This window comes from Butyrivibrio sp. (genome assembly GCF_017433805.1).
Classification (GTDB): Bacteria; Bacillota; Clostridia; order Lachnospirales; family Lachnospiraceae; genus Butyrivibrio.
Window position 1 is genome coordinate 245,717 of the sequence record NZ_JAFRGN010000013.1, and the last position, 22,261, is coordinate 267,977.

At 40.4% G+C, this 22,261-nt stretch carries 25 protein-coding genes; all 25 read right to left on the minus strand.

Going from position 1 to position 22,261, the window contains the following annotated elements; translation table 11 throughout:
- Positions 1-2 precede the first annotated feature (2 nt).
- The gene (gene hypF, locus IJI01_RS04505) at positions 3-2,342 is read right to left on the minus strand and encodes a carbamoyltransferase HypF (protein ID WP_292186444.1); all 2,340 of its coding nucleotides are present in this window, start codon (positions 2,340-2,342) and stop codon (positions 3-5) included.
- A 2-nt stretch (positions 2,343-2,344) separates the two neighbouring features.
- Positions 2,345-2,830, minus strand: coding sequence for a 4Fe-4S dicluster domain-containing protein (locus tag IJI01_RS04510; RefSeq protein WP_292186446.1), 486 nt, complete (start codon positions 2,828-2,830; stop codon positions 2,345-2,347).
- A gap of 35 nt (positions 2,831-2,865) precedes the next feature.
- On the minus strand, positions 2,866-3,948 hold the full coding sequence (locus IJI01_RS04515; RefSeq protein WP_292186448.1) for a hydrogenase large subunit: 1,083 nt from the start codon (positions 3,946-3,948) through the stop codon (positions 2,866-2,868).
- 15 nt (positions 3,949-3,963) lie between these two features.
- Complete coding sequence (locus IJI01_RS04520; protein ID WP_292186450.1) at positions 3,964-4,296, minus strand: NADH-quinone oxidoreductase subunit C; 333 nt, start codon at positions 4,294-4,296, stop codon at positions 3,964-3,966.
- Positions 4,296-4,964 (minus strand): NADH-quinone oxidoreductase subunit B family protein, encoded by a 669-nt coding sequence (locus IJI01_RS14820; RefSeq protein WP_330623060.1) that lies wholly within the window; start codon positions 4,962-4,964, stop codon positions 4,296-4,298. Before IJI01_RS14820 ends, IJI01_RS04520 begins: the two co-directional genes overlap by 1 nt.
- Before the next feature lie 30 nt (positions 4,965-4,994).
- A complete protein-coding gene (locus IJI01_RS04530) occupies positions 4,995-5,864 on the minus strand; it encodes a respiratory chain complex I subunit 1 family protein (RefSeq protein ID WP_292186453.1) in 870 nt (289 codons plus the stop codon).
- A complete protein-coding gene (locus IJI01_RS04535; RefSeq protein ID WP_292186456.1) occupies positions 5,857-7,701 on the minus strand; it encodes an NADH-quinone oxidoreductase subunit 5 family protein in 1,845 nt (614 codons plus the stop codon). The genes IJI01_RS04530 and IJI01_RS04535 overlap by 8 nt, the downstream gene beginning before the upstream one ends.
- 125 nt (positions 7,702-7,826) lie before the next feature.
- Positions 7,827-8,129 carry a metal-sensing transcriptional repressor gene (locus IJI01_RS04540; RefSeq protein WP_292186459.1) on the minus strand — a complete coding sequence of 101 codons (303 nt, stop codon included), beginning with the start codon at positions 8,127-8,129 and terminating at the stop codon, positions 7,827-7,829.
- A gap of 133 nt (positions 8,130-8,262) precedes the next feature.
- Positions 8,263-8,706 carry a MarR family winged helix-turn-helix transcriptional regulator gene (locus IJI01_RS04545; RefSeq protein WP_292186462.1) on the minus strand — a complete coding sequence of 148 codons (444 nt, stop codon included), beginning with the start codon at positions 8,704-8,706 and terminating at the stop codon, positions 8,263-8,265.
- An 89-nt stretch (positions 8,707-8,795) separates the two neighbouring features.
- Entirely contained in the window at positions 8,796-11,027 is a 2,232-nt protein-coding gene (locus IJI01_RS04550; RefSeq protein ID WP_292186465.1) for an HAD-IC family P-type ATPase, read from the minus strand.
- Positions 11,028-11,201, minus strand: a complete 174-nt coding sequence (locus tag IJI01_RS04555; RefSeq protein WP_292186468.1) for a hypothetical protein — start codon at positions 11,199-11,201, stop codon at positions 11,028-11,030.
- A 62-nt stretch (positions 11,202-11,263) separates the two neighbouring features.
- A complete protein-coding gene (minE, locus tag IJI01_RS04560; protein ID WP_292186471.1) occupies positions 11,264-11,542 on the minus strand; it encodes a cell division topological specificity factor MinE in 279 nt (92 codons plus the stop codon).
- Between the two features lie 15 nt (positions 11,543-11,557).
- Complete coding sequence (minD, locus tag IJI01_RS04565; RefSeq protein ID WP_292186473.1) at positions 11,558-12,337, minus strand: septum site-determining protein MinD; 780 nt, start codon at positions 12,335-12,337, stop codon at positions 11,558-11,560.
- 16 nt (positions 12,338-12,353) lie between these two features.
- Positions 12,354-13,097 (minus strand): septum site-determining protein MinC, encoded by a 744-nt coding sequence (locus tag IJI01_RS04570; RefSeq protein ID WP_292186476.1) that lies wholly within the window; start codon positions 13,095-13,097, stop codon positions 12,354-12,356.
- A gap of 134 nt (positions 13,098-13,231) precedes the next feature.
- Entirely contained in the window at positions 13,232-14,185 is a 954-nt protein-coding gene (gene tsf, locus IJI01_RS04575) for a translation elongation factor Ts (RefSeq protein WP_292186479.1), read from the minus strand.
- A 170-nt stretch (positions 14,186-14,355) separates the two neighbouring features.
- Positions 14,356-15,111 carry a 30S ribosomal protein S2 gene (rpsB, locus tag IJI01_RS04580; RefSeq protein ID WP_292186482.1) on the minus strand — a complete coding sequence of 252 codons (756 nt, stop codon included), beginning with the start codon at positions 15,109-15,111 and terminating at the stop codon, positions 14,356-14,358.
- 296 nt (positions 15,112-15,407) lie between these two features.
- Complete coding sequence (locus IJI01_RS04585) at positions 15,408-16,262, minus strand: hypothetical protein (RefSeq protein WP_292186485.1); 855 nt, start codon at positions 16,260-16,262, stop codon at positions 15,408-15,410.
- A gap of 20 nt (positions 16,263-16,282) precedes the next feature.
- Complete coding sequence (locus IJI01_RS04590; protein WP_292186488.1) at positions 16,283-17,302, minus strand: DUF6115 domain-containing protein; 1,020 nt, start codon at positions 17,300-17,302, stop codon at positions 16,283-16,285.
- Positions 17,303-17,353: 51 nt separating this feature from the next.
- Positions 17,354-17,746, minus strand: a complete 393-nt coding sequence (locus IJI01_RS04595; RefSeq protein ID WP_292186491.1) for a hypothetical protein — start codon at positions 17,744-17,746, stop codon at positions 17,354-17,356.
- An 80-nt stretch (positions 17,747-17,826) separates the two neighbouring features.
- Positions 17,827-19,404, minus strand: a complete 1,578-nt coding sequence (locus tag IJI01_RS04600) for a DUF342 domain-containing protein (protein WP_292186494.1) — start codon at positions 19,402-19,404, stop codon at positions 17,827-17,829.
- A gap of 21 nt (positions 19,405-19,425) precedes the next feature.
- Positions 19,426-20,199 (minus strand): FliA/WhiG family RNA polymerase sigma factor, encoded by a 774-nt coding sequence (locus IJI01_RS04605; protein WP_292186497.1) that lies wholly within the window; start codon positions 20,197-20,199, stop codon positions 19,426-19,428.
- 26 nt (positions 20,200-20,225) lie between these two features.
- A complete protein-coding gene (locus tag IJI01_RS04610; RefSeq protein WP_292186499.1) occupies positions 20,226-20,579 on the minus strand; it encodes a hypothetical protein in 354 nt (117 codons plus the stop codon).
- Positions 20,576-21,061, minus strand: coding sequence for a chemotaxis protein CheD (locus IJI01_RS04615; protein WP_292186501.1), 486 nt, complete (start codon positions 21,059-21,061; stop codon positions 20,576-20,578). Before IJI01_RS04615 ends, IJI01_RS04610 begins: the two co-directional genes overlap by 4 nt.
- A 15-nt stretch (positions 21,062-21,076) precedes the next feature.
- On the minus strand, positions 21,077-21,709 hold the full coding sequence (locus IJI01_RS04620) for a chemotaxis protein CheC (RefSeq protein WP_292186504.1): 633 nt from the start codon (positions 21,707-21,709) through the stop codon (positions 21,077-21,079).
- Between the two features lie 15 nt (positions 21,710-21,724).
- Positions 21,725-22,219, minus strand: a complete 495-nt coding sequence (locus tag IJI01_RS04625) for a chemotaxis protein CheW (RefSeq protein ID WP_292186507.1) — start codon at positions 22,217-22,219, stop codon at positions 21,725-21,727.
- Between the last annotated feature and the right edge of the window lie 42 nt (positions 22,220-22,261).

Sequence of the window (22,261 nt, forward strand, 5' to 3'; positions counted from 1 at the left end):
ATTTATTCCTCCTTAAGCATCAGGTAATACGCCTGACCTACTGAAATTCCCGCATCACCTGCCGGAACCTGTTCGTTTACATAAACATCAAAGCCCATATCGGACAATCTGTCAATTGTATTAGTTATAAGTAGCCTGTTTCCGAAAACTCCACCAGAAAGACATACTTTGCTCTCACCAGTTTTTTCTTTTACCATCTGACATATCCTTGCAATAACATCTACAAGCGCCATGTGGAAAGCATATGCAAGCTCTGCCCATGAAATATTATCTTCATGATAGGCCTTATCAATCTCAGCGAAAAGACCTATCTGGTCAGGTAAAAGACCTTCCTCTTCATCCTTGATATCAAAAGAAAGCTTGTAATACTGGCCATTTTGTACCTTATCCTGGTTATTCTCATAGAAGTCCCAAGCCTGCTTTTCAAGAGCCATCGCACATTCTCCCTCAAAAGAATTCTCATTCTTAATATCAAGAAGTGCACAGACACTGTCAAAAAGCCTTCCTACACTTGATGTATTAAAGACATTTATATTGTTTGAAAGTGCTGCTCCGATAAGCTGAGATACATTGTCAGTTTGTCCTGCTGCATTATAATAACACTCTTTTACAAGATTTGCATTTTTTGAAGCATTATCACCGCCGCAAAGCTTAACATAGCTCATATGGCCGATTCTATTGTATTCTGATCCGTGGCAGTACAAAAATTCTCCGCCCCATATATTGCCATCAGTTCCAAAACCTGTTCCATCAAAAGAAATGCCTATACAGCTTTTTAAACCATTTTCTGCCATTACTGACAAAATATGTGCATGGTGATGTTGAACCTCGAAAACAGGCAAATTATTCTCAATTGAATACTCTTTAGCAAGCCTTCCCGACTCATAAAGTGGATGAAGATCGCATACGATTTTCTCAGGCTTAAACTTAAAAATATCCTGATACTGTCTGATTAGCTTCTGAAGGTTAGTATTAACACCGTAGTCTTTAAGATCACCTAAATACTGGGATGTAATGATCTTATCCTTATAGGCAAAAGAAAAAGTGCTCTTAAGATCTCCGCCAAAAGAAAGTACTCTGGACTTACCTTTTACATCTGGAATAAAAACAGGAAGAGGTACAAATCCTCTTGCTCTTCTGTTAAAGAGACCAAGGCTCTTACCATTTTTAAGAGATGACACGAACATTACAGAATCATCCTGTGGCATATTGATCCTACGTTTATGATATAAAATGGCAGCGACTTCGCTACCAGCAAATTCCTCTATAAAAGCATCATCATCTATTATTATTGGCTCATCAGATTTGTTGGCACTTGTGACAATAAGCGGACCAACAGCATCGCACAAAAGCCTGTGTACTCCAACGGATGGCAAAAAAGCTCCAATATATCTGCTGTCCTTACATACCTCATAGTCAAAAAGCTTTTTAGTATTTAGAAGTACTATTGGTCTTGCCGAGCTTTCCAGTAATTCTTTTTCCTTACTATTTATATGGCAGTATTCTTCTATAGCGTTTATATCAGAAAACATTACTGCAAAAGGCTTTTGTTCTCTTCCTTTGGCTGACCTGAGCTTAGAAGCTGCAGTATTATCAGGCCTGCACACAAGCTGATAGCCTGAAGATCCCTTAAGGCCAATGATTTCATCATTTTCTAATAGTTTGATAGCATTTGTCAGATAGTCATCCTTCGTTTCTATGCGATTAATTTTATTTATTTGCACATAATCAGATATATATCTTAATTCATACTGAGGCCCACAGCTATAGCAAGATATTGTCTGCGCATGTCTGCGCCTTCCAAGCCTGTATTCCCCAGCGCACTCTAGACACATACCAAAATCTATCATCGTAGTTGTGTCACGGTCATATGGAAGCTTATCTAAAATGCTGATTCTGGGGCCGCAGGAAGCACAGCTTATAAGCGGATATCTATATCTTCTATTCTTCTCATCCAGCATTTCTGTCATACATTCATCGCAAATACCTATATCAGGTAAAAAGACAGGCAGATCACTTGTCAGATCAATTTCTTCACTTCGAATAATGACAAAATCATTTAAATCCATATCTATGTTTAAAGAACCGGTATATGAATCAAGTTCATTTCCTGATAGTTCTCTTTTTTCTACATTCAAAATAAAAGCACCTGAAGGATACTCGCTCTTTAACATCTCAGTGAAATCTTCTATAACAGATTTCTCACCGGAAACAAGTATATCAACAGCTGCTCCAATATTTCGTACAAATCCCTTTAAACCATATTCAGTTGCCTTGGTTAATATAAAGGGGCGATAACCAACTCCTTGTACCGCCCCTTTAACTGTGATTTTACAAATCATTTTTACTCTTCTGTTTTCTCTGGTGCCTTCTGAGGTGCTGGAGCTGCAGGCGCAGGAGCATTTCCTGCCTGAGCTGCCTGTGCTGCCTTAGCAGCAGCTGCTGCAGCTGCTCTTTCCTTAGCTGCCTTCATAAGAGCTTCCTGAGCTGCAATAGCCTTCTCGGACTGCTTGAAGGTCTTGGTAACTTTCTCTGATCCAGGTTCCTGGAAACGAAGTCCCATTGAAAGACATTTCTTAGGGCAGTTATCAACGCAGCATCTGCACTGAATACAGCTCATAGGTCTGATAGACCATGTCTTAGCAACCTTATCTACAGTGATAGCGTGTGTAGGACACTTGATAGAACAAAGTCCACAGAGCACGCATACATCCATATCATTTTCTACATGTCCTCTTGTACCAACAGGGTATTCCTTCTCAACCTTTCTTGTCTTAGGCTTTGACACAAGATTACGAATAATTGTATTTTTGAAACTTGCAAGTGCCATTTTTAATCTCCAATCCTTAATCGATTACAAAGTAATTACCTTTCAGTACAACTGATACATGGATCAATTGTAAGAACAAGAATAGGTACATCAGCAAGGTCACATCCCTTAAGAGTCTCAACAAGACCAGAAAGGTTAGCGAATGTGGGGGTGCGGACTCTCATTCTGTCTATGAACTTAGTTCCGTTAGCCTTTACATAGTAAAGAGCTTCTCCACGAGGCTGTTCAATACGCATCATATATTCGCCGTTTGGCATTCCCTTAACAGGAACTTCAATCTCGCCATCCTTAGGCATCTTGTCGATACACTGACGGATGATATCGAATGCCTGGAAGATTTCCTTAATACGGCACTCTGTACGAGCATATGAATCACCTTCAGTTGAAATGATTGGCTCGAAATCAATATCGCCATAAGCACAGTATCCAGTGCTACGGATATCTCTTGCGATTCCGCTGGCTCTAAGGAATGGTCCAGCACATCCAAGAGCATCAGCCTGCTCAGCTGTGAGAACTCCTACGCCACGAAGTCTTGTCTGAACAGCCATATCTGTAAGGAATGGCTTAGATATAGCCTTAAGCTCTTCTTCCATTCTATTAATTCTCTGGTAGAAATCCTTGAGCATTTCATCAGATACATCTCTTCTGATACCGCCTACCTTCATAACAGAGAAGATAACACGTCCACCAGTTGATGCCTCGAACATATCAAGAGCATCCTCTCTAAGTCTCCAGCAATCCATATAAAGAGACTCAAATCCGAAAGCATCTGCTAAAAGTCCGAGCCAAAGAAGATGTGAATGTACTCTGGAAAGCTCCGACCAGATTGTTCTAAGGAATCTTGCTCTAGCAGGTACTTCGATATCCATGATATGCTCAACAGCCTCTGAATAACCAAGGCCGTGACCAAGTGAGCAGATACCGCAGATACGCTCAGCAACATATACCATTTCATTAAAATCTTTTTTATCAACCAGCTTCTCAAGACCTCTGTGGATGAATCCGATAGAAGGAATAGCTTCTACTACCTTCTCATCTTCCATAACAAGGTCAAGGTGAATTGGTTCCGGAAGAACCGGATGCTGGGGTCCAAATGGAATTACACTTCTTGTAGACATTTTTGGTTCCTCCAATTATTTAAATGGTGTCTCGATCGCTGTACGATAGAGCTTACCTTCAAAGTCAATATTGATCATCTTGATCTGTACTCCGAACAGATCATGCATCTCATTCTCATAGATAAAAGCACAAGGATAGATGCTTGTAATACTGGAAATCTCCTGATCCTCTGGAAGAGTTATCTTGAGCTGTTTAACCTCAAGGTCCTTACCAAATGAATATATAAGTTCGTAAGCATCAGGAATACGTGTAGCGCACTGCTGCATAAGATGATAGCCCTGGAATTTGAGCTTCTGGGACTCATCAATAATGCTCTCAGGATTAACAGTTATAAATTCTGTATTCATCAGCCGTTTTCTCCTTTCACATCATTATTTGCAGCTGCAGGTGCTGGAGCCTTAGGAGCTGGAGCTGCAGGCTTAGCTGCAGGTACTACTGGCTTAGCACTAGCCTTAATCTTCTCTTCAGCCTGCTGTCTGAGAGCTTCCTCTGTAAGAACAGCATCATACTGAGTACTTGGATCATAATCATCAGCAGTCATATGAACAGCCATCTTGCTGTAATCAACAGTACAGTAGCCAGCCTTCATAGACTCTTTTAACTTCTTTCTCTTCTCTTCAAGAATGCCTACAGCCTTAACAACGCCCTCGATAAGAGCCTCAGGTCTTACAGCACAGCCTGGAACATATACGTCTACAGGAACAACCTTGTCAGCGCCGCCCAGAATGTTGTAGCACTCCTTAAAAATACCGCCATCACAAGCGCAGATACCACATGCAACAACAACCTTAGGATCAGGCATCATGTTATAGAGCTGTCTGATTACAGGAGCTGTCTGAGCGTTTACACCGCCTGTAAGGAGCAGTACATCTGCATGCTTGGGATTACCAGTATTGATAATGCCAAAACGCTCTACGTCATAAAGTGGAGTCATTGTGGCAAGAACTTCTATATCACAGCCATTACAGCTGGAACCGTCATAATGTAACACCCATGGTGATTTAGAAATATTCATTGATCTTCCATTCCCTTCATTTTACACATATTATTTCAATACGTTCAGAATTAACAGATTGGTTCCTGCAAATACAAGAATCACACTCCATGTAACAATAAGCATTGTTTTGTATTTTACTCTTGGGAACAGGTTATCAATAAGTGTTTCCAGGAAAAATACTACAGCAATAGCAATAATTGCCCAAAGACGGCTGATAGGATTGTTGTTGATGAAGAACAATCCAACAATACCAAGCATAAGTACTGTGTCGTACCACTCTGCTATTTCTACAAGAGCAAGGTTACTACCGGAAAGATCTGTTGTAAGTCCCTTAACCATTTCCTGGTGCATATGGTGTGATGTACTAAGGTCAAATGGTGACTTTCTAAGCTTGATGATAAGGATAAATACAAATCCGATGAAGAATCCAGGGATCTGAACAATAGCTGGAACAGGCTTTGTAATAAGCTCATCTACCATGAAACTTCCATTTGCATAGTAGAAACCAATAGCAACAAGAAGAGTCATTGGCTCGTAGCACATCATCTGGAGAAGCTCACGCTGTGCACCCATGATACTGTAAGGTCCGTTTGTAGAGAATGCTGCAAGAACAAGCATAACCTCTGACATAGACAGCGCGAAGAATACTAAAAGCATATCTCCACCAGCAAAGAAAAGTGCTCCTGTAAAGATGGTGAAAATAAGATAAACAGTTACAAACAGAACCTGAATACTGTTAACAACGGTTGTCTGCTTGTGAAGTAGCTTATTAACATCAAAAAATGGCTGAACTACTGGTGGGCCCTGTCTTCCCTGCATACGAGCTGAGAAAACTCTATCTAGTCCAGACATAAGGCCGCCGATAACAGGTGCCAAAAGAATATATAATAAAGCCTTTATAATCATCCACTTATACATGTAAAGCACCTCCAACTACGACTATAAGCATTACAAGAACAAGAACTGTCGCAATCCAAATACATGGCCACAGAAGCTTCTTCTCACCAAAGAAGTCCTCCATATACCAGTTAGACATATAAAGAGCTCTTTCCTTGCCGAATGAATCGATGTAATGTCTGTCATCACCAGCGTTAACACCGGCTACATAAGACATTGTCATCTTGGAATTCTTACCAATTGAGAGGAATCTAGCTCCAATTGGAATCATGAATATCATAGTTACCATGATCATCATGATAACAACATCGCTACCACCGATAACGTCAGGAATATTTGTGTGGAAAGCCTCGTTAAGAATAGGCTGAACCATGTGTCCTGACATCCAAGGGAATGCGAAGCACATAACTACGATCATAGCTGTAAGAGGGAAAATGGAAACCATCTCACTCTTAGGTGTAATATCTTCAAGCTCGAATGACTGATGAATAACTGTACAGATCTTACCGAGCCATTTTGCCCAGTAGAAAAGCGTTGAACCTGAACCAAATACAAGGAACAGAACAAGCCATACAGATCCTGAATCTACGAATGACTTAAGAGCAGCCCACTTAGAAACGAGCATACCAAATGGAGCCATGAACATACCGCAGATACCAATGATCATGATGAATGCAAGTCTTGGAAGCTTGATGATAAGTCCGTGCATATCCTCGATATCACGGCTGTGCATACAGTTCTCAATATCACCAACTGTCTGGAACAGAAGTGACTTAGAAACAGCATGGAAAAGAACAAGCATTACTGCAGCCCATACACCCTCTGTTGTACCAGTTCCGGCGCAGGCTGTAATAAGACCAAGGTTTGAAATTGTAGAATAAGCAAGTACCTTCTTACCATCACTAACTGTAATTGCAAGAAGTGATGCAGCAAAGAATGTGAATCCGCCGATAACTGTGATCATAACACCTGTAAGAGTTCCTTCCATAACAGGTGAAAGTCTGATCAGCATATACACACCAATCTTAACCATTGTAGCTGAGTGAAGAAGTGCACTTGAAGGTGTAGGTGCAACCATGGCACCAAGAAGCCATCTTGAGAATGGGAACTGTGCACTCTTTGTAAGAGCTGCAAAAGCAAATAATGTAACAGGAATCATGATAACTTTGGAAGCCTCTGCACTTGTAACCTGGCTGAGATTAGAAATGCCAAGAGCCATATTGCTGTACATAAGACCAGCTGCAAATCCGCAACCACCAAGAAGGTTCATCCAAAGAGCTCTGAATGAATTGTCTATAGCTTCCTGAGTTCTGGTATATCCAATCATAAGGAATGAACATACGCTTGTGATCTCCCAGAAGAAATAGATCCATGAAAGACTGTCGGAAGAAATAAGTCCGAACATAGCTCCAAGGAATACAAACATAAGTGCAAGGAAATAGTTAGAACGATCAACAACATCTGTATGATGATGATGATAATCCTTCATATAACCAGAAGCATAGATACAGATAAGGATACCTACGATACCTACAATGAGGTACATAACTGCAGCGAATGTATCGATGCGGAAATGAGTATTACCCTCTACTGCCTTACCAGTAAGATCCATCCAAAGAACTGGAAGTGTTCCAGCCATTGAAATAAGAATTGCATAGTATTTTTTATATTTGATACTAAGGAAACAAACGAGACACATAAGGAATACTTCACCGCAAATAATTACAGTGTCAGCTGCATGTGCCTCCTCAAGATACATAAACTGTGATGTATCACCGGACATTAATACATTTACAGCAACGTAAATAGCCACAGCCATGATAGTAAAACCACCAATCATGATTACGGCGCTTCTCAAAGGACTAGCCTTCTTGAGACAGAATATTACTATTGCCATTAAGAAAGGAAATAAAATAAGAAAATTAACTAAGTTTGGAATAGCCAAGGTATTACGCCCCTTTCACACAATAATTTCATGATATCTCATGAATTTTTCATAAATTTGTCGATAGCCTCATTTAATTCAATGATAGCTTCCTCATCACCGTCTTCTACTGCATGGACAATGCAGTGAGCAATGTGCTCTTTAAGAATCTCCTTACCACAGTTATTGATAGCAGATTTTACAGCTGACAGCTGAATCAGAACCTCTGCACAATCCCTGTCGTCCTCCACCATCTTCTTAACAGATTCAAGGTGTCCGATAGCCTTGGATAGCCTGTTAATAATTACTTTGGTATGAGCTGGATCATGGTGATGGTGATGATTATGGGTATGAGAACTCATAAAAACCTCCAAAAATAATGTGCGTTTTCGTTAATTTTTTCACTTAGAAAGACAAAAAAATTTAAAAACGATAAAAACGCACACTAAAGCCGAGAATTATTATATCCCCCCGAGGGGGTAAAATCAATAAATTTTATCTTACATTTCCAATAATCTTATATAAAAGTGTATACAATACTTCTGCATCTTTTGCAGTAAGATTTACACAAGAGCCAATCTTGCTAGGGATGCACACAGCATGCTCCTTGAGCTTCTCGCCCTCTTCTGTAATTGTGACTACAAGATTTCTCTCATCCTCATTAGATCTAACTCTGCTGATATAGCCCTTAGACTCAAGTTTTTTGAGCACAGGAGTAAGAGTGCCTGAATCAAGATACAGACTCTCACCAAGAGTTTTAACATTTACGCACTTCTTTTCCCAGAGCACCATCATGGTAATGTACTGAGTATAAGTAAGATCTATCTCGTCGAGATAAGGCTTATACTTTCTGATGATTTCTTTTGAACATGCATAAAGAGGAAAGCAAATCTGATTCTCCAATTTTAATGCTGCATACTTTTCTTCGTTATTTTCCATAGTAATTCTCCTAATATAATTGAATACAATTTTATTATATCACAAACTTTAATATAATTGTCATTTAATTATTAAATTTTATTAGGATTTTAGGCTTTATTTTGTATTTTTTTCTCAATATAAGTAAATAATTTAGTTAAATACCTCATAAATGGCTCTGTTGCTATAGCAAAAAGGACAAACAACATTACACATTCTATTGATACATAGCTGATTGAAAACAGATCATGGAACAAAAATGCCCCTATGATCATGCCAATAATACATCCAACAAGCACTTTAACTCTATAAGCATTAAGCGGCGAAGATATATTAGCAAGGATAATAAACCCTACTATCGCAAGAAGGAATGTTGATGCAACAGATATATCTTCCGGATTAACGCCAAATGTATTTCCGAACACAACAAGCGCTGCTATAGCAAAAAAGTCTGTAAGAGCCGCAGGCATAGCCTTTAGAAGTACTTTAACAAGGAATCTTCCTTCTATTCTCCTGTTGTTGGGTTCCATAGCAAGGAAAAATCCTGGTATACCGATATTCACCAAACTCACCATTGTAATCTGAGAAGGCTGCAATGGATATGTCAGAACACTTATTATAGAAAAAAGTGCAAGTAGCAAAGAGAAAATGTTCTTAACAAGGAAAAGAGTTGCTGTTCTCTGAATGTTATTGATATTTCTCCTGCCCTCTGCCACAATCTTGGGCATTCTGGAAAAGTCACTGTCAATAAGAACAACCTGAGAAGCCTGAATAGCAGCATCTGAGCCTGCAGCCATAGCAACAGAACAGTCAGCATCCTTCATTGCAAGAATATCATTAACACCGTCACCAGTCATAGCAACTGTATGGCCTTTTTTCTTAAGAGCTCTGATTATCTTCTGCTTCTGTTCGGGAGAAACTCGTCCAAATACAGTATATCTTTCTACAAGCTCTGGAATGTCAGCATCTTCCATGGTGCTGGCATCAACATATTTATCGGCTCCTTTTATTCCTGCATTTCTTGCTACTTCTGAAACAGTAAGAGGACTATCACCAGAAATAACCTTGATATCAACCTTCTGTTTTCTGAAGTATTCAAAAGTCTCTCTGGCATTCTCTCTTATAGGATTCTGCAAAAGAATAAATGCAAGTGGTACGCTGTAAGAATTATCAAGGCTTCCCTCTGGAACAGGAAGAGAAACTGCACCCATAGAAGGATCAAAAACTTCGCTTCCATCAGCGCCACCATAATATCTTGCAAAGCACAGAACTCTGAGCCCCTTACTTGCATAGCTCTCTATTTTTTCTCTGTAGGCATCATAATTCTGCCTAAGGATAAACTCAGGAGCTCCCATAACATACGTAGCATCATCGAACTGTACACTACTATATTTATATTTAGAAGAAAATGCATGAAAACTGATACATGTTCTGTTAGTTGAATACTTAAAGTAATCCTCAAGAGCATGCATAGTAATGTTATCATCAGGAACACAGCCAATATAATCTGACACAAGAACACTTATAGCTTTAAGCCTGTCCTCATCATCCTCATATCCTGAATCTGCAAGCTCGGCTCCGGCTACCAGCATACTGTTATCAGTGATAGTACCAGTCTTATCAACGCAGATAGTATCAACTCTTGCCAAAGTCTCAATACTCCTCATATCATGGAGCATAACCCTATTCCTGGCAAGGCGAATAGTACTAAGACCTAGGGTTATACTAAGAAGAAGGTATAAACCTTCCGGAATCATTCCAATAAGAGCTGCAACAACAGATGGCACAGTTTCTGCAAAAGAATTGCCCTGTATAACAAAGCTCTGCACAAAAAGAGCTATTCCAATAGGAATGATCAATATACCAGCAGCAATAACTATTCTGTTGATAGAACGAACCATTTCTGACTGTTCGGAAGAAGGCATCTTTTTGGCCTTGAGCATCAGCTGAGAGATATAAGAATCAGCTCCAACCTTGGTCAAAACAGCAAGACATCTGCCAGATACCACAAAGCTTCCTGATTTAAGCTCGCTATCCTTAGTCTTGACTATTTCGTCTGCTTCGCCAGTAAGAAGCGCCTCATTTACATTAACCTCGCCATCAATAACAACTGCATCAGCACAGATCTGGCTTCCGGCAGTTAAAAGAACTACATCCCCCAACACAAGCTTATCTATAGAAACGGTATCTTCAGAGCCATCTCTTATGACTGTCACAGTAGACTGGTTGATCACGCTAAGCTTATCCAATACCTTCTTGGCCTTAAGCTCCTGTGCAATTCCTATAAGAGAATTACAAATAATAACTGGCAAAAAGGTTAATGAATTAAAGGCTCCAGCCACTTAAATCAGAACATCCATAATTAGGAAAATAAGGTTAAAATATGTAAATACATTTTCCTTAATAATGTCTGCTGTTGTCTTAGCTGTATTATCTATTTGTACGTTACCATAGCCTTTTTGATATAGCTCTTTGGCCTCGGCTGTTGTCAACCCCACGTTGTATTCTTCGTACATTGCATACCCTCTTATTTATGCAAAAAACTCGGACATCTGACGAGATCCGAGTTTCCTGATCATTATTTTGCTGAATGATTCATGTTCTTTATAGGTATATTGGCATAAAGAGCAGGAACTGTCTTGCCATCGTTTTCTTCTGTATCCATCTGTGTAAAGTTGATATCAATTCCGTCCATATCAATTTCAGCATACTTAGAAAGGACTTCTATAATATCACTTCTGATTCTCTGCATTATCTCAGGAGAACATGTGGCACGGTCTGAAACAAGTACAAGCTTAAGTCTGTCTTTTGCAACATCACTTGAAGATTTCTTCTTGAAAAAATCTGATAGTTTCATAGTCCCTCCCCCTAATTACTTTTTCTTAAACCAAGAAAAAATACCTTTCTTGGCGTCAAGATCTAAAAATGGAACCTGTTCGCCAGTTACTCTTCTGCAGATATTCATGTAAGCCTGTCCAGCAAGTGAGTTGTCACCAACAAGTGGCTCACCATTATTAGTAGCAATAACGATGTTCTCATCATCAGGAACCTGACCAACAAGTTCTACAGCAAGAATATCAATAACGTCATCAGCAGACATCATATCGCCGCGCTTAACCATGTCTGGGCGAAGTCTGTTAACGATAAGCTGTGTCTTACCAATCTCATTGGCCTCAAGAAGGCCGATGATTCTATCTGCATCACGTACAGCAGAAACCTCAGGAGTTGTTACTACGAGAGCTCTGTCTGCACCAGCAATAGCATTTTTGAAGCCCTGTTCAATACCAGCAGGACAATCAAGAATAATATAATCATACTCTGCCTTAAGCTCCTCTGTGAGCTTCTTCATCTGCTCAGGAGTTACGCTAGTCTTATCCTTGGTCTGAGCAGCTGGTAAAAGAAAAAGTGACTCATATTTCTTGTCACGGATAAGTGCCTGCTTAAGTTTGCAATTACCCTCTATAACATCAACGAGGTTATATACAATTCTGTTCTCAAGGCCCATAACAACGTCAAGGTTACGAAGACCTATATCTGTATCAATAAGAACTACTTTTTTGTTGAGCTTGGCAAGTCCTGTACCAAGGTTGGCAGTTGTGGTTGTCTTACCAACACCACCCTTACCGGATGTTACTACTATAACTTCTCCCATACTATCCTCCAATTAATTATTTACCAAATTGTCTTAAAAATGATGGTCCATACAAGGCCTTGATAATATGGCCGTTTTCCATGTATGCAACCTCTGGCTCATTCTCGTTACTCATTATCTTCTTTTTCTTGAGTTTAAGCTTAGGTCCCTTTTCTGCATCAGGAGAAATAGCTATAGCATCAGCTATACGCACCTGAAGCGGATTAAGCTTAAGAGCCATAACAATAGCGCTGTTATCGCCACCAGCACCAGCAAATGCATTACCTCTCAGCTCCCCCAGTATAAAAATACTGCCGTAGGATGTAACGCTGGCACCTGGTTTAACATCACCAAGTATTACTACATTTTGTTCGCAGGAAACATCTTGACCAGAACGAAGATTTCCAACAAGAATCTGTGCGTTGTTATCGCACACATCTGCAGGAATAGTCATATCGATATTCTCAGACTTTACAGGAACAACCTTCTCTTCAACTGTTCTAGACATATTGAAAAGTCTCTCTGTCTCTGATTCCTCGTCTACTACACAAGTGATATTCAGCTGGGTGTTATCTGCTATAATGCCCAGCACTTCCTCTTCCTCAGCTTCTGTAAGCTTTCTCCCCCGAATGATAAGCCCCATGTTATTCTTGCCAAGGAATGAAGCAGCCTCGATAAAGTGTTTCTTAATCTCTTCTCTCAGCTGATCAAATGCCATACCAGGATCAAGTACAAGGATAATTCCTGATTTTGTACCTTTAATAGTTACTGACTGATTCAAATTTACTCACTCCCAACATAGCTAATAAAAATCATACCTTATTAGTATACATCAAATTCCAAATATGAAAAGATGTGAAAATGACGAAAAAAGGGCTTCGGAAATTCATCCGAAGCCCATAATAACTATAATAATTAGTTAAGACCAGCTGCCTGCTTAGCAACTTCCTCAGCGAAGTTCTCATTCTTCTTCTCGATACCTTCACCTGTCTCAAAACGAACGAATCTCTTGATTGAAAGGTTAGCACCGTTAGCCTTACCAACCTGTGCAAGGTACTGTCCAACTGACTGCTTACCATCTTCAGCCTTTACATAAACCTGATCGTTAAGGCAGATTTCCTTGAACTCCTTGTTAAGACGTCCAACAAGCATCTTCTCGATAATCTCCTGAGGCTTTCTCTTACCCTCTGGAAGCTCCTCGTTCTCCTTCATAGCCTGAGCAAGAAGGATCTCCTTCTCGTGGTTTCTGTACTCTTCTGAAATTTCCTCAGAAGAAACAAACTTAGGATTAAGAGCTGCAACCTGCATAGCTACGTTCTTAACAGCGTCCTTGATCTCGTCGTTAACAACATCTGTTGTAGCCTCAACGATAACAGAAATTCTTCCGCCACCGTGTACGTAAGGAACTACGATACCGTTCTCTGCAACAACCTTCTCGAATCTTCTGATGCTAAGCTTCTCAGAAATAACTGCTGTAATCTCTACAAGAGCATCGCTAACTGACTTGCTCTCATCAAGGTTCCACTTCTCAGCCATGAATGCATCAAGATCAGCTGCATCTGAATTAACAGCCTGAGTAGCAACAGCCTCAACGAATGCCTGGAACTTCTCGTTCTGAGCAACGAAGTCTGTCTCTGAGTTAACCTCAACAACAGCTGCAGTCTGATCATCCTTAACTGCGATTCTTGTAAGACCTTCAGCTGCGATTCTGCTAGCCTTCTTCTCAGCCTTCATAATACCATTTTTTCTAAGGTACTCTACGGCTGCATCCATATCTCCGTTAGTCTCTGTAAGAGCCTTTTTGCACTCCATCATACCTGCGCCAGTTGACTCACGCAACTCTTTAACCATTGCTGCTGTAATAGCCATTTATTTATCCTCCGTATTTATATAATTATATAAAATTATGAGACAAGACTCGGAATTGTAAACAATTCCTCGTTTTGGCTATTCGCCAAATGAAATCAATAATAAATACAATTGTATATGTAAACATAAAATTGTATTTATTATTGTTTCGCTTGTCTCATTAAAAAAGATTACTCGTTAACTTCCTCAGCCTCAGCTGCCTCTGCATCCTCTGCAACATAGTTAGCTGCAGCGTCTGACTCAGCACCCTGATTAGCCTCGATAACAGCATCTGCCATCTTACCAACGATAAGCTTAACTGCTCTGATAGCATCGTCGTTACCAGGAATGATGAAATCAAGCTCTTCTGGATCACAGTTTGTATCGCCGATACCGATAAGTGTGATTCCAAGAGACTCAGCTTCCTGAATGCAGATTCTCTCCTTCTTAGGATCTACTACGAAAATAGCGTCAGGGATTCTCTTCATATCTCTGATTCCGCCAAGGTTAGCCTGAAGCTTAGCAAGCTCCTTCTTGAGCTGTGCAACTTCCTTCTTAGGAAGAACATCAAATGTTCCATCTTCCTGCATCTTCTCGATAGCCTTCATTCTAGCGATTCTGCTCTGGATTGTCTTGAAGTTTGTGAGCATACCACCGAGCCATCTCTCGTTAACATAGTACATACCGCAACGCTCTGCCTCAGTCTTAACTGCGTCCTGAGCCTGCTTCTTAGTACCTACGAAAAGGATTGTTCCACCCTGCTGTGCGATCTCGAATACTGCCTTATAAGCCTCGTCAACCTTTACAACTGACTTCTGAAGATCGATAATGTGGATTCCGTTTCTCTCTGTGAAGATGTAAGGAGCCATTTTAGGGTTCCATCTTCTTGTCTGGTGTCCGAAATGTACACCTGCCTCAAGTAACTGTTTCATTGATACAACGCTCATGTTATTACCTCCATTTGGTTAATTCTTCCGCATATCCCTGGCCTGATATTGCAAAGAAAAGCGTCATCTTCTTTGCCAGGCTCTCATACTGATCAGCTCATGCTGACACCGGAATGAGAATTAGATATACGTGCATATTTGTGTTCCTGCCAATGGCAGTCTGCAATTCAGGGCATAAATATCCCATAAATCAACAGCTCTCTAATATTAGCACAGCATTATTCATATTTCAACACTTTTTATATAAAAAATGGCAAAAAAAGAGACAAACATGACATATATTCACGTTTTGTCTCTTATCCCTGACATATAATCCTTGCTATATCTTCATAAGAAGAGCCTGCAGGAAAGGTTTTAACACCTGCTCTGATGCCTCTGTCCATCTTGCGTTCTACAAGATAATTGTTAAAAGTAACAGCATCATCAATAACTCCTGAATTATACAGGACTCTTGAAACCCCTTCTGAGCCAAGTCCATTTGGAATTGTTACTGTCTTGGTAACTGTTGTCTTACTTCCTATAGTCTGAGGAGTTTTAGGCTGCTCAGAAGCAGTATTATCAGTACTGTTAGATGAGTTACCTGCTGTACTGTTATCTACTGTCTTGTTCTCTGTTTTATTATCTACTTTGCTTTCTGTCTTATTTTCAGTCTTATTTTCTGTTTTACTATCTGTCTTATTATCTGCTTTTTTATCAGCTGCAATTTCTTCAGCTACAGCTGTATCTTCCTCTTTGATACTTTCGTCTGGCTTGGAATCTGTACTTTTTGCTGTCCCTGCCCCAGCTTGGGAAATTTGTTCAGAAGCATTTGCGCTTTCTGAATTCTTATCTTCTGTTTTTTTCTCTTCGTTAGCCATGTCCGAAACTGATTCACCTGACGAAGAGAATTCCTGGTCGATTTCTTGAGATATTTCCGCTCCTTCTTGAGATAATGCCGAACCGGATGTAAGTGAATCATCTAAACTAACCTCGCTACTATCAGTACCCGGATCAAGAACCCCTTTTCCATCTATCATTCCAAGAGCTCTGGCTCTTTCTATGACTTCCGCGTCGCTGATAGTTGTCTTTCTGCCCCCAAGAGCAAATCCCATCACTATCGCAGTGAGTATTATTCCAATACCCATACCACGAAGATAATACTTAAGTTTCATACCTTATATCCTTAACTAGTTTATTTAACTTTTCTATGTTTATTAGAAAGATCTATTACAAGCTTAACCTCTCCAATACCAAGACCAAGTTCTCTGGCGATTACCATATTAGATTTACCAGCCTTGTGCATCTCAATAATGCGTCTGTTCTGAGAGATTGGGTCATTAGCTGTTAGCTCCTGCATGTTCCTGTCAGGATTGGCAGCTCTGGCCTCAGAAATAGGCACAACCTTGGCTGATGCAGATTCCGTCTTGTTACCAATGACATGAAGTCCGCTAGCCTGATCTTTGGTAATAACTTCTGCAGCTATATCCTTAAGTTCCATAAGATCTTTTTCGGAAACATAACCACTTTCCTTAGGAGCAGGTGCTGGCTCTTCTGGTTTAACATGAACAGCAACACTGTTGATCTTCTTTTCAAGAAGGGACTCTTTGGGCTCCTCTTTTTCTGTCTCAGGAACCTTGATATTGGTATAAGGAATCCTGATACCACTGAGTCTGTCCTCATCTTCATCAAGAAGAATAGCTCTGACATTTTCTTTTTTGGAAGTAATACTGTTGAGATTAGATGTAGCAACCTGAGCTTCTCTGGCTGTTGCCTCAGCATCTCTTACAGTAGCTTCTGCATCTCTCACTGCCTGCTTGGCTTCATCAGTCTTCTTGGTAACTTCAGAAACAACGCTGGTGAGATTCTTGTGCTTGTCATTGAGCATGTCATACATGAACATAACTTCATCATGGTTCTTGTGAATATCATTGATGACAGTATCAGAATATTCATTTATTGCAGAGAGTTTTTCATTAGAAATACGCTCCATCGCACGTTCTGTACGATCAAGCGAATTGTCCACAGTGTCATCCACCATGTTCTCGATGGTTTCCTTCTGCTCTTCTACCTCACGACGAACAAGCTCACGAATCTCCCTCTCCATGAGCACCTTGTCCTCCTCGTCCATTTCCTTACCGGCTGGCAGAAGGTACCCCAATATGATAGCTGCAAATCCTGCAACTATTAGAATAACCTCAGTAATGCTTATCATATCTCCGCCCAATATCCCCTAATAACTACGTATAATTATATAACAATATAATCATATCTTCAAATCAAAACCTGACGAAATACCAAAATCCACAGGCTTGCCATTTCGGTCAAGTACGTGTCCAGCGATCTTCTCCATCTTTTCTGTCGATAACTGTTTTTCAAGAATAGCGCTCTTCTCATTGCCGCCCTGGTTCCCACGCCTGTTGCGGCCACCGTCGCCCATGTACTCATTGCTCCCCTTATTCTGTGCATCGGCATTGGACTCCCCTAGTCCAACATCCTCTTTCTGAGTAACCTGGCTCCTCTGATTGTCTACTTCCTGATTAAACTGAGCTTGGAAATTGCGCTGATCCATTAAAGGCCTGGCATCTTCTGCGGCCTTTATTGTACCTACTTCGCTACTAGCAGCCATCACGCCAAAATCAATCCTGTTTATTGACATGGTAGACCCCTCCTTCCGAGCTTAATTATATCACGAAGAGTCGGATATTTCCTCTATTATATTCTATATATCGGCTAAAATTATATTGGAGCCAACCTTACATCTCCTTCTTTTACAACAAATTTACTATATTGGACAGGTTTTTTAACTATCATTGATAGTTCGCCGATGTTTACTGTTGTTCCAGGGTAAGCTGTACCCTCAACGATTACTTCCGCCTCCTTTTGTTCCGCAAGTTTTTCCATCAGGTCTGAATATTCCTGTGTATCATCCTGAACCTGCTGGGTTAATGTTTTATTCATGGCTATGAGCTTTTGTACATTTGCCACCTGATCTGGTGTAAACTTGGCGCCAGCCTTTAGCATCTTGGAAAAGCCATCGATCGTAGGCTTTAAATTCTCAATATTCTTCTGGGCAGCAGCTATATTTTTCTGAAGTTCTTTAAGTCTTAGCTTAACCTGAGGGTCAGAACCAACTTCAATGATCGTATTGGCTCCCATTTCAGATCCAAGAATCTTGGCCTGAATCTTGTCAGCAGCTATAACCTTACCACCTGCAATAAAGCCTCTTTTACCAGTAACATTTACTTCTGTTCCGGAAGTTACATTTGAATGAAGGATACATTCACTTGTTATTCCGCCACCTGCACTAAGCGTTGCGTTTTCAATGAATTTGGAAATGATATTTCCACCAGCTTTTATGTTTCCACCGGCCTTGGCACCACATTCAAGGATTACGTCAGCGCCTGCATCAAGGGTAGCTCCTTCTACAATGCCCTTAACAACGATGTTACTTCCTGCCTTAACGCTAAAGCCTGTTGCTATAACACCTTTTACAACAACGCTTCCCTCGTAATCAATATTTCCGGTAGAAAGATCTACATTTTCAACTGTAAGAACGTCAGATACTGTAACTTTTCCTTCTTTAAGGGTTACATGTCCTGATTTCTCAGCCGTTAAGGTCATCTTATCTTCAGAAAGAATTGTATTTTTGCCATATTTGATAAAAGCTGACTTAACAGCAGCAGCCTTGATATTCTCACCTAAAGTGTTGATGCCCGGTTCTCCCGGAACCTCAAGATGAAGAGTTGCAAGAAGATCACCCTCATTGACATTATTAATAAGATTAAGATTGTGATAATCTACGCTACCATCTTCTCTAAGGGCTGGCTTTGGACGAAGATTTACATTGAAATGATATTCAACTCTGGCATTCTGGCCCTGCTTAACAGGCTTACCCTTAGCAACTTCAATCTCTGTACAATACTGTCTTTTTTCAAAGAAAGCGTGTATTGCATCATTTTGAATTCCGTAAACAATCTTCCTGTATGCCAGCGAATCCAATACCTCTTTTTCCGTCATGAGCTCTGCGCCCTCTGTCGGAGGATAAAAAACAGCTGTGACAGTCATACGGTCTTTGGAGGACTCAAATCTACAGTATTCGCGTTCAGGCATAATCTGCGCTTCTGTAAAAATGACGACCTCTTCATTCTGATTGGCCACAGCTTCGCTTATTTTAACAACGTCATATTCGATTTTTTTGTCATCAAGATAATCCCTGACGCAGTTTACCTCCAGGGGCGCACCATCATCAGTGGGTTTAAAAACCTTTATTCCAGTTCCGTGATCAGTAATTACCAGCTGAAAATATCCATTCATTATGATGACCTCGAATTCACATTATCTTGAATTTGTGAGTATTCCCAGATAGTCACCAAGCTTTTCACGCATCTTCTGAAGCGCCTTGGTATGCAGCTGAGATACTCTTGATTCAGAAACCTCCAACACTTCACTTATCTCTTTAAGCGTCAGTTCTTCATAGTAATATAGTAAAATAACTTTCTTTTCTTTATCTGTAAGAGACTCAAGAGATTCTGCAAGCATCTTCTTAAGCTCTTCCTTTTCTATTGCTTCCTCAGGTTTGATAAATCCTGAGCTTCTGTTATTGGCATCCTCAGGAATGTCGGCACCCTGGTCCATGAACTCATTTAGAGAAACAACGCCAGTTACCTTCATCTGATTCTGCCAGTTGGCATATTCATCTTCTGAAATCTGCATTTTGGCAGCAATTTCAGCATCTGTAGCTACATGTCCGCCATCTCTTTCAATCTCTCTGATTGCAGCTTCGATCTTTTTCTGTCTCTGTCTTATTGTTCTTGGTATCCAGTCCATCTTTCTGATCTGGTCAAGAATTGCACCACGAATACGAAGGCTTGCGTAAGTTTCAAACTTAACATCCTTCATAAGATCGAATTTGTCGATAGCATCAATCAGGCCGAATATTCCATAACCTACAAGATCATCGTACTCAACGTTAAAGCCAAGATACATGCTAAGTCTGCCAGCTACAAGCTTGACCAGTGGAGCATACTCCAGGATCAGCTTCTCGCGGACATCAGCTGATTTTGTATTATGATATTCTTCCCATAATTTATTTTTTGCAGCTTCATCCATGATCTAGTCCCCAAACATTTAGTATTTTAGAATAAAGGGGGATTTTCTTCCTCTTCAGGAACAACATTAAGGCCATCCCCAACCTCAGCACCCTCTGCTTCCATAGCTGCTCTGGCTTCTTCCTCAAGGCGTCTTGCCTCTTCAATTTCAGCCAATGCCTTTTCATAATTGATATCAACGAATCTGGTGATCATCTTTTCAACGATCAGACCCAATATCAGGAAAAGAACTACAGAGGAACAAACAATAACAAACCAATCTCCCACTGGATAATGCTTGAAGTACGTAAAGATCGCGATGATCGACGTACTACTAAGCACTATCAGTGGTGTGATCAGTTTAGTATTACATTTTTTTAACTCTTCAGTATCGGTATTCATATAACCTTCTCTGGTTTTCCAACCGCTCTGATTACAAAATTACCATTCTCAGGATAAAAGATAACCGTTCTTCCATAGGAATCACCTGTATCCTGCGCAAGAACCGGAATGTTCATTTCTTTTAGCTTCTTTAAGGAAGCCTGAACATTTCTGTCTCCAACTCGCATCGTATTGTTGGTAGATTGGAAAGCAAACATCTGCGCTCCGCCTGCTATTTTGGCTACAAGCCTCTGCCTGCTTGCTCCCTTAGCAACTATCTGCTTAACGAGTTCTTCAATACCCGTGTCTGCGAATTTGGGAATATTCGAATTATTTTTTATCTCAGTAGAGTCTGGCAACATAACGTGTGCCAAGCCGCCTATCTTGGTGACAGGATCACGAACAGCTATACCTACACAGGATCCAAGTCCTAGCGTGGTAATACCGTCGGGGCTAACACAAATATTCAGATCAGCCATACCAACCTTTATTATTTGACTCATATGTCGCCCCTTCGCTTATCCACTAACATCACCAATTCCAAGTGAAGAAAGAATCTTAGCATAACCATCCACATCAGGCAGCAGGATAAAGTATCCGCTAAGTTTAAGTTCATCAAAAAACTGAGTCTCGATAAGAAGAATATTGTCACCCATCATTCCAAACTGAATAGCTGGAACACTAAGAATAGCGCCCGCCATATCAATTGCAACGAATGGTATTGAAGGAACAAGCTTCAAGTTGGTCATCATTGAAAGTGAATTCAGATATGATCCGGTAATGATATTACCAACTTCCTTGAGGGCTGAAAGCTCAACCTCATCAAAGTCTGCTTCGTCAGGCTTAGGCCCGGTTCCCATAAGCTTATCTACAAGATGTCTTGCAGCAGTTTTGTTCAGAAGGAACATGATAGCTCCATCAATGTCGCCCTCTACAGCAAGATAAATTCCTGCCATTATCTGCTCAGCTCCACCCATCATGTCGCCAACATCCTTGAAATCAAGGAGTCGTACCTGAGGTACTGCCATATCTACCTTGGTTCCGATCATCTGAGCAAGAGCTGTTGTCGCATTCCCAGCACCAATGTTGCCCAGTTCCTTAAGTACATCAAAGTACTGGCTGGACATATGGTCCAAACTCATATCACCCATTCTTATTCCTCCAGATTAACTAGCGTTTGAAGCTTTCTCTTCCTCTTTCTTTTCAGAAACAACTGCTTCAATATCAAGTATGGAAACAAGACCACCATCATAGTGTCCAACGCCACTTACAAATGAAGCATTGGTTTTCTGCTTCTTGTCGTCATAACGCATCTTCTCAATGCTGTTAGAGCCAAGTGTCAGAACCTGATTAACCTGATCTACGATAATTCCAACAAGATCTCCGCCTTCTGTTTTCAGAATAATGATTCTGGACTTATTTGTAATCTCATCCTCAGCAAGTCCCATCTTCATTCGAACACTCATAACAGGAACAATCTCACCACGGATGTTGATAACGCCCTTAAGGTATGGATCAACCTTAGGTACTCGTGTGATCTGCTGCATTCTAACAATATTATCAATGAATTTGATATTTATGCCATACTCTTCATCATCGATTTTGATAACAATATACTGAATAAGTTCTCCTACATCAGCATTATCTCTAAGTTCATTCATTTTGCTCTTCTTCCTTTCTAAAAGTTAACGGACTATAGTAAC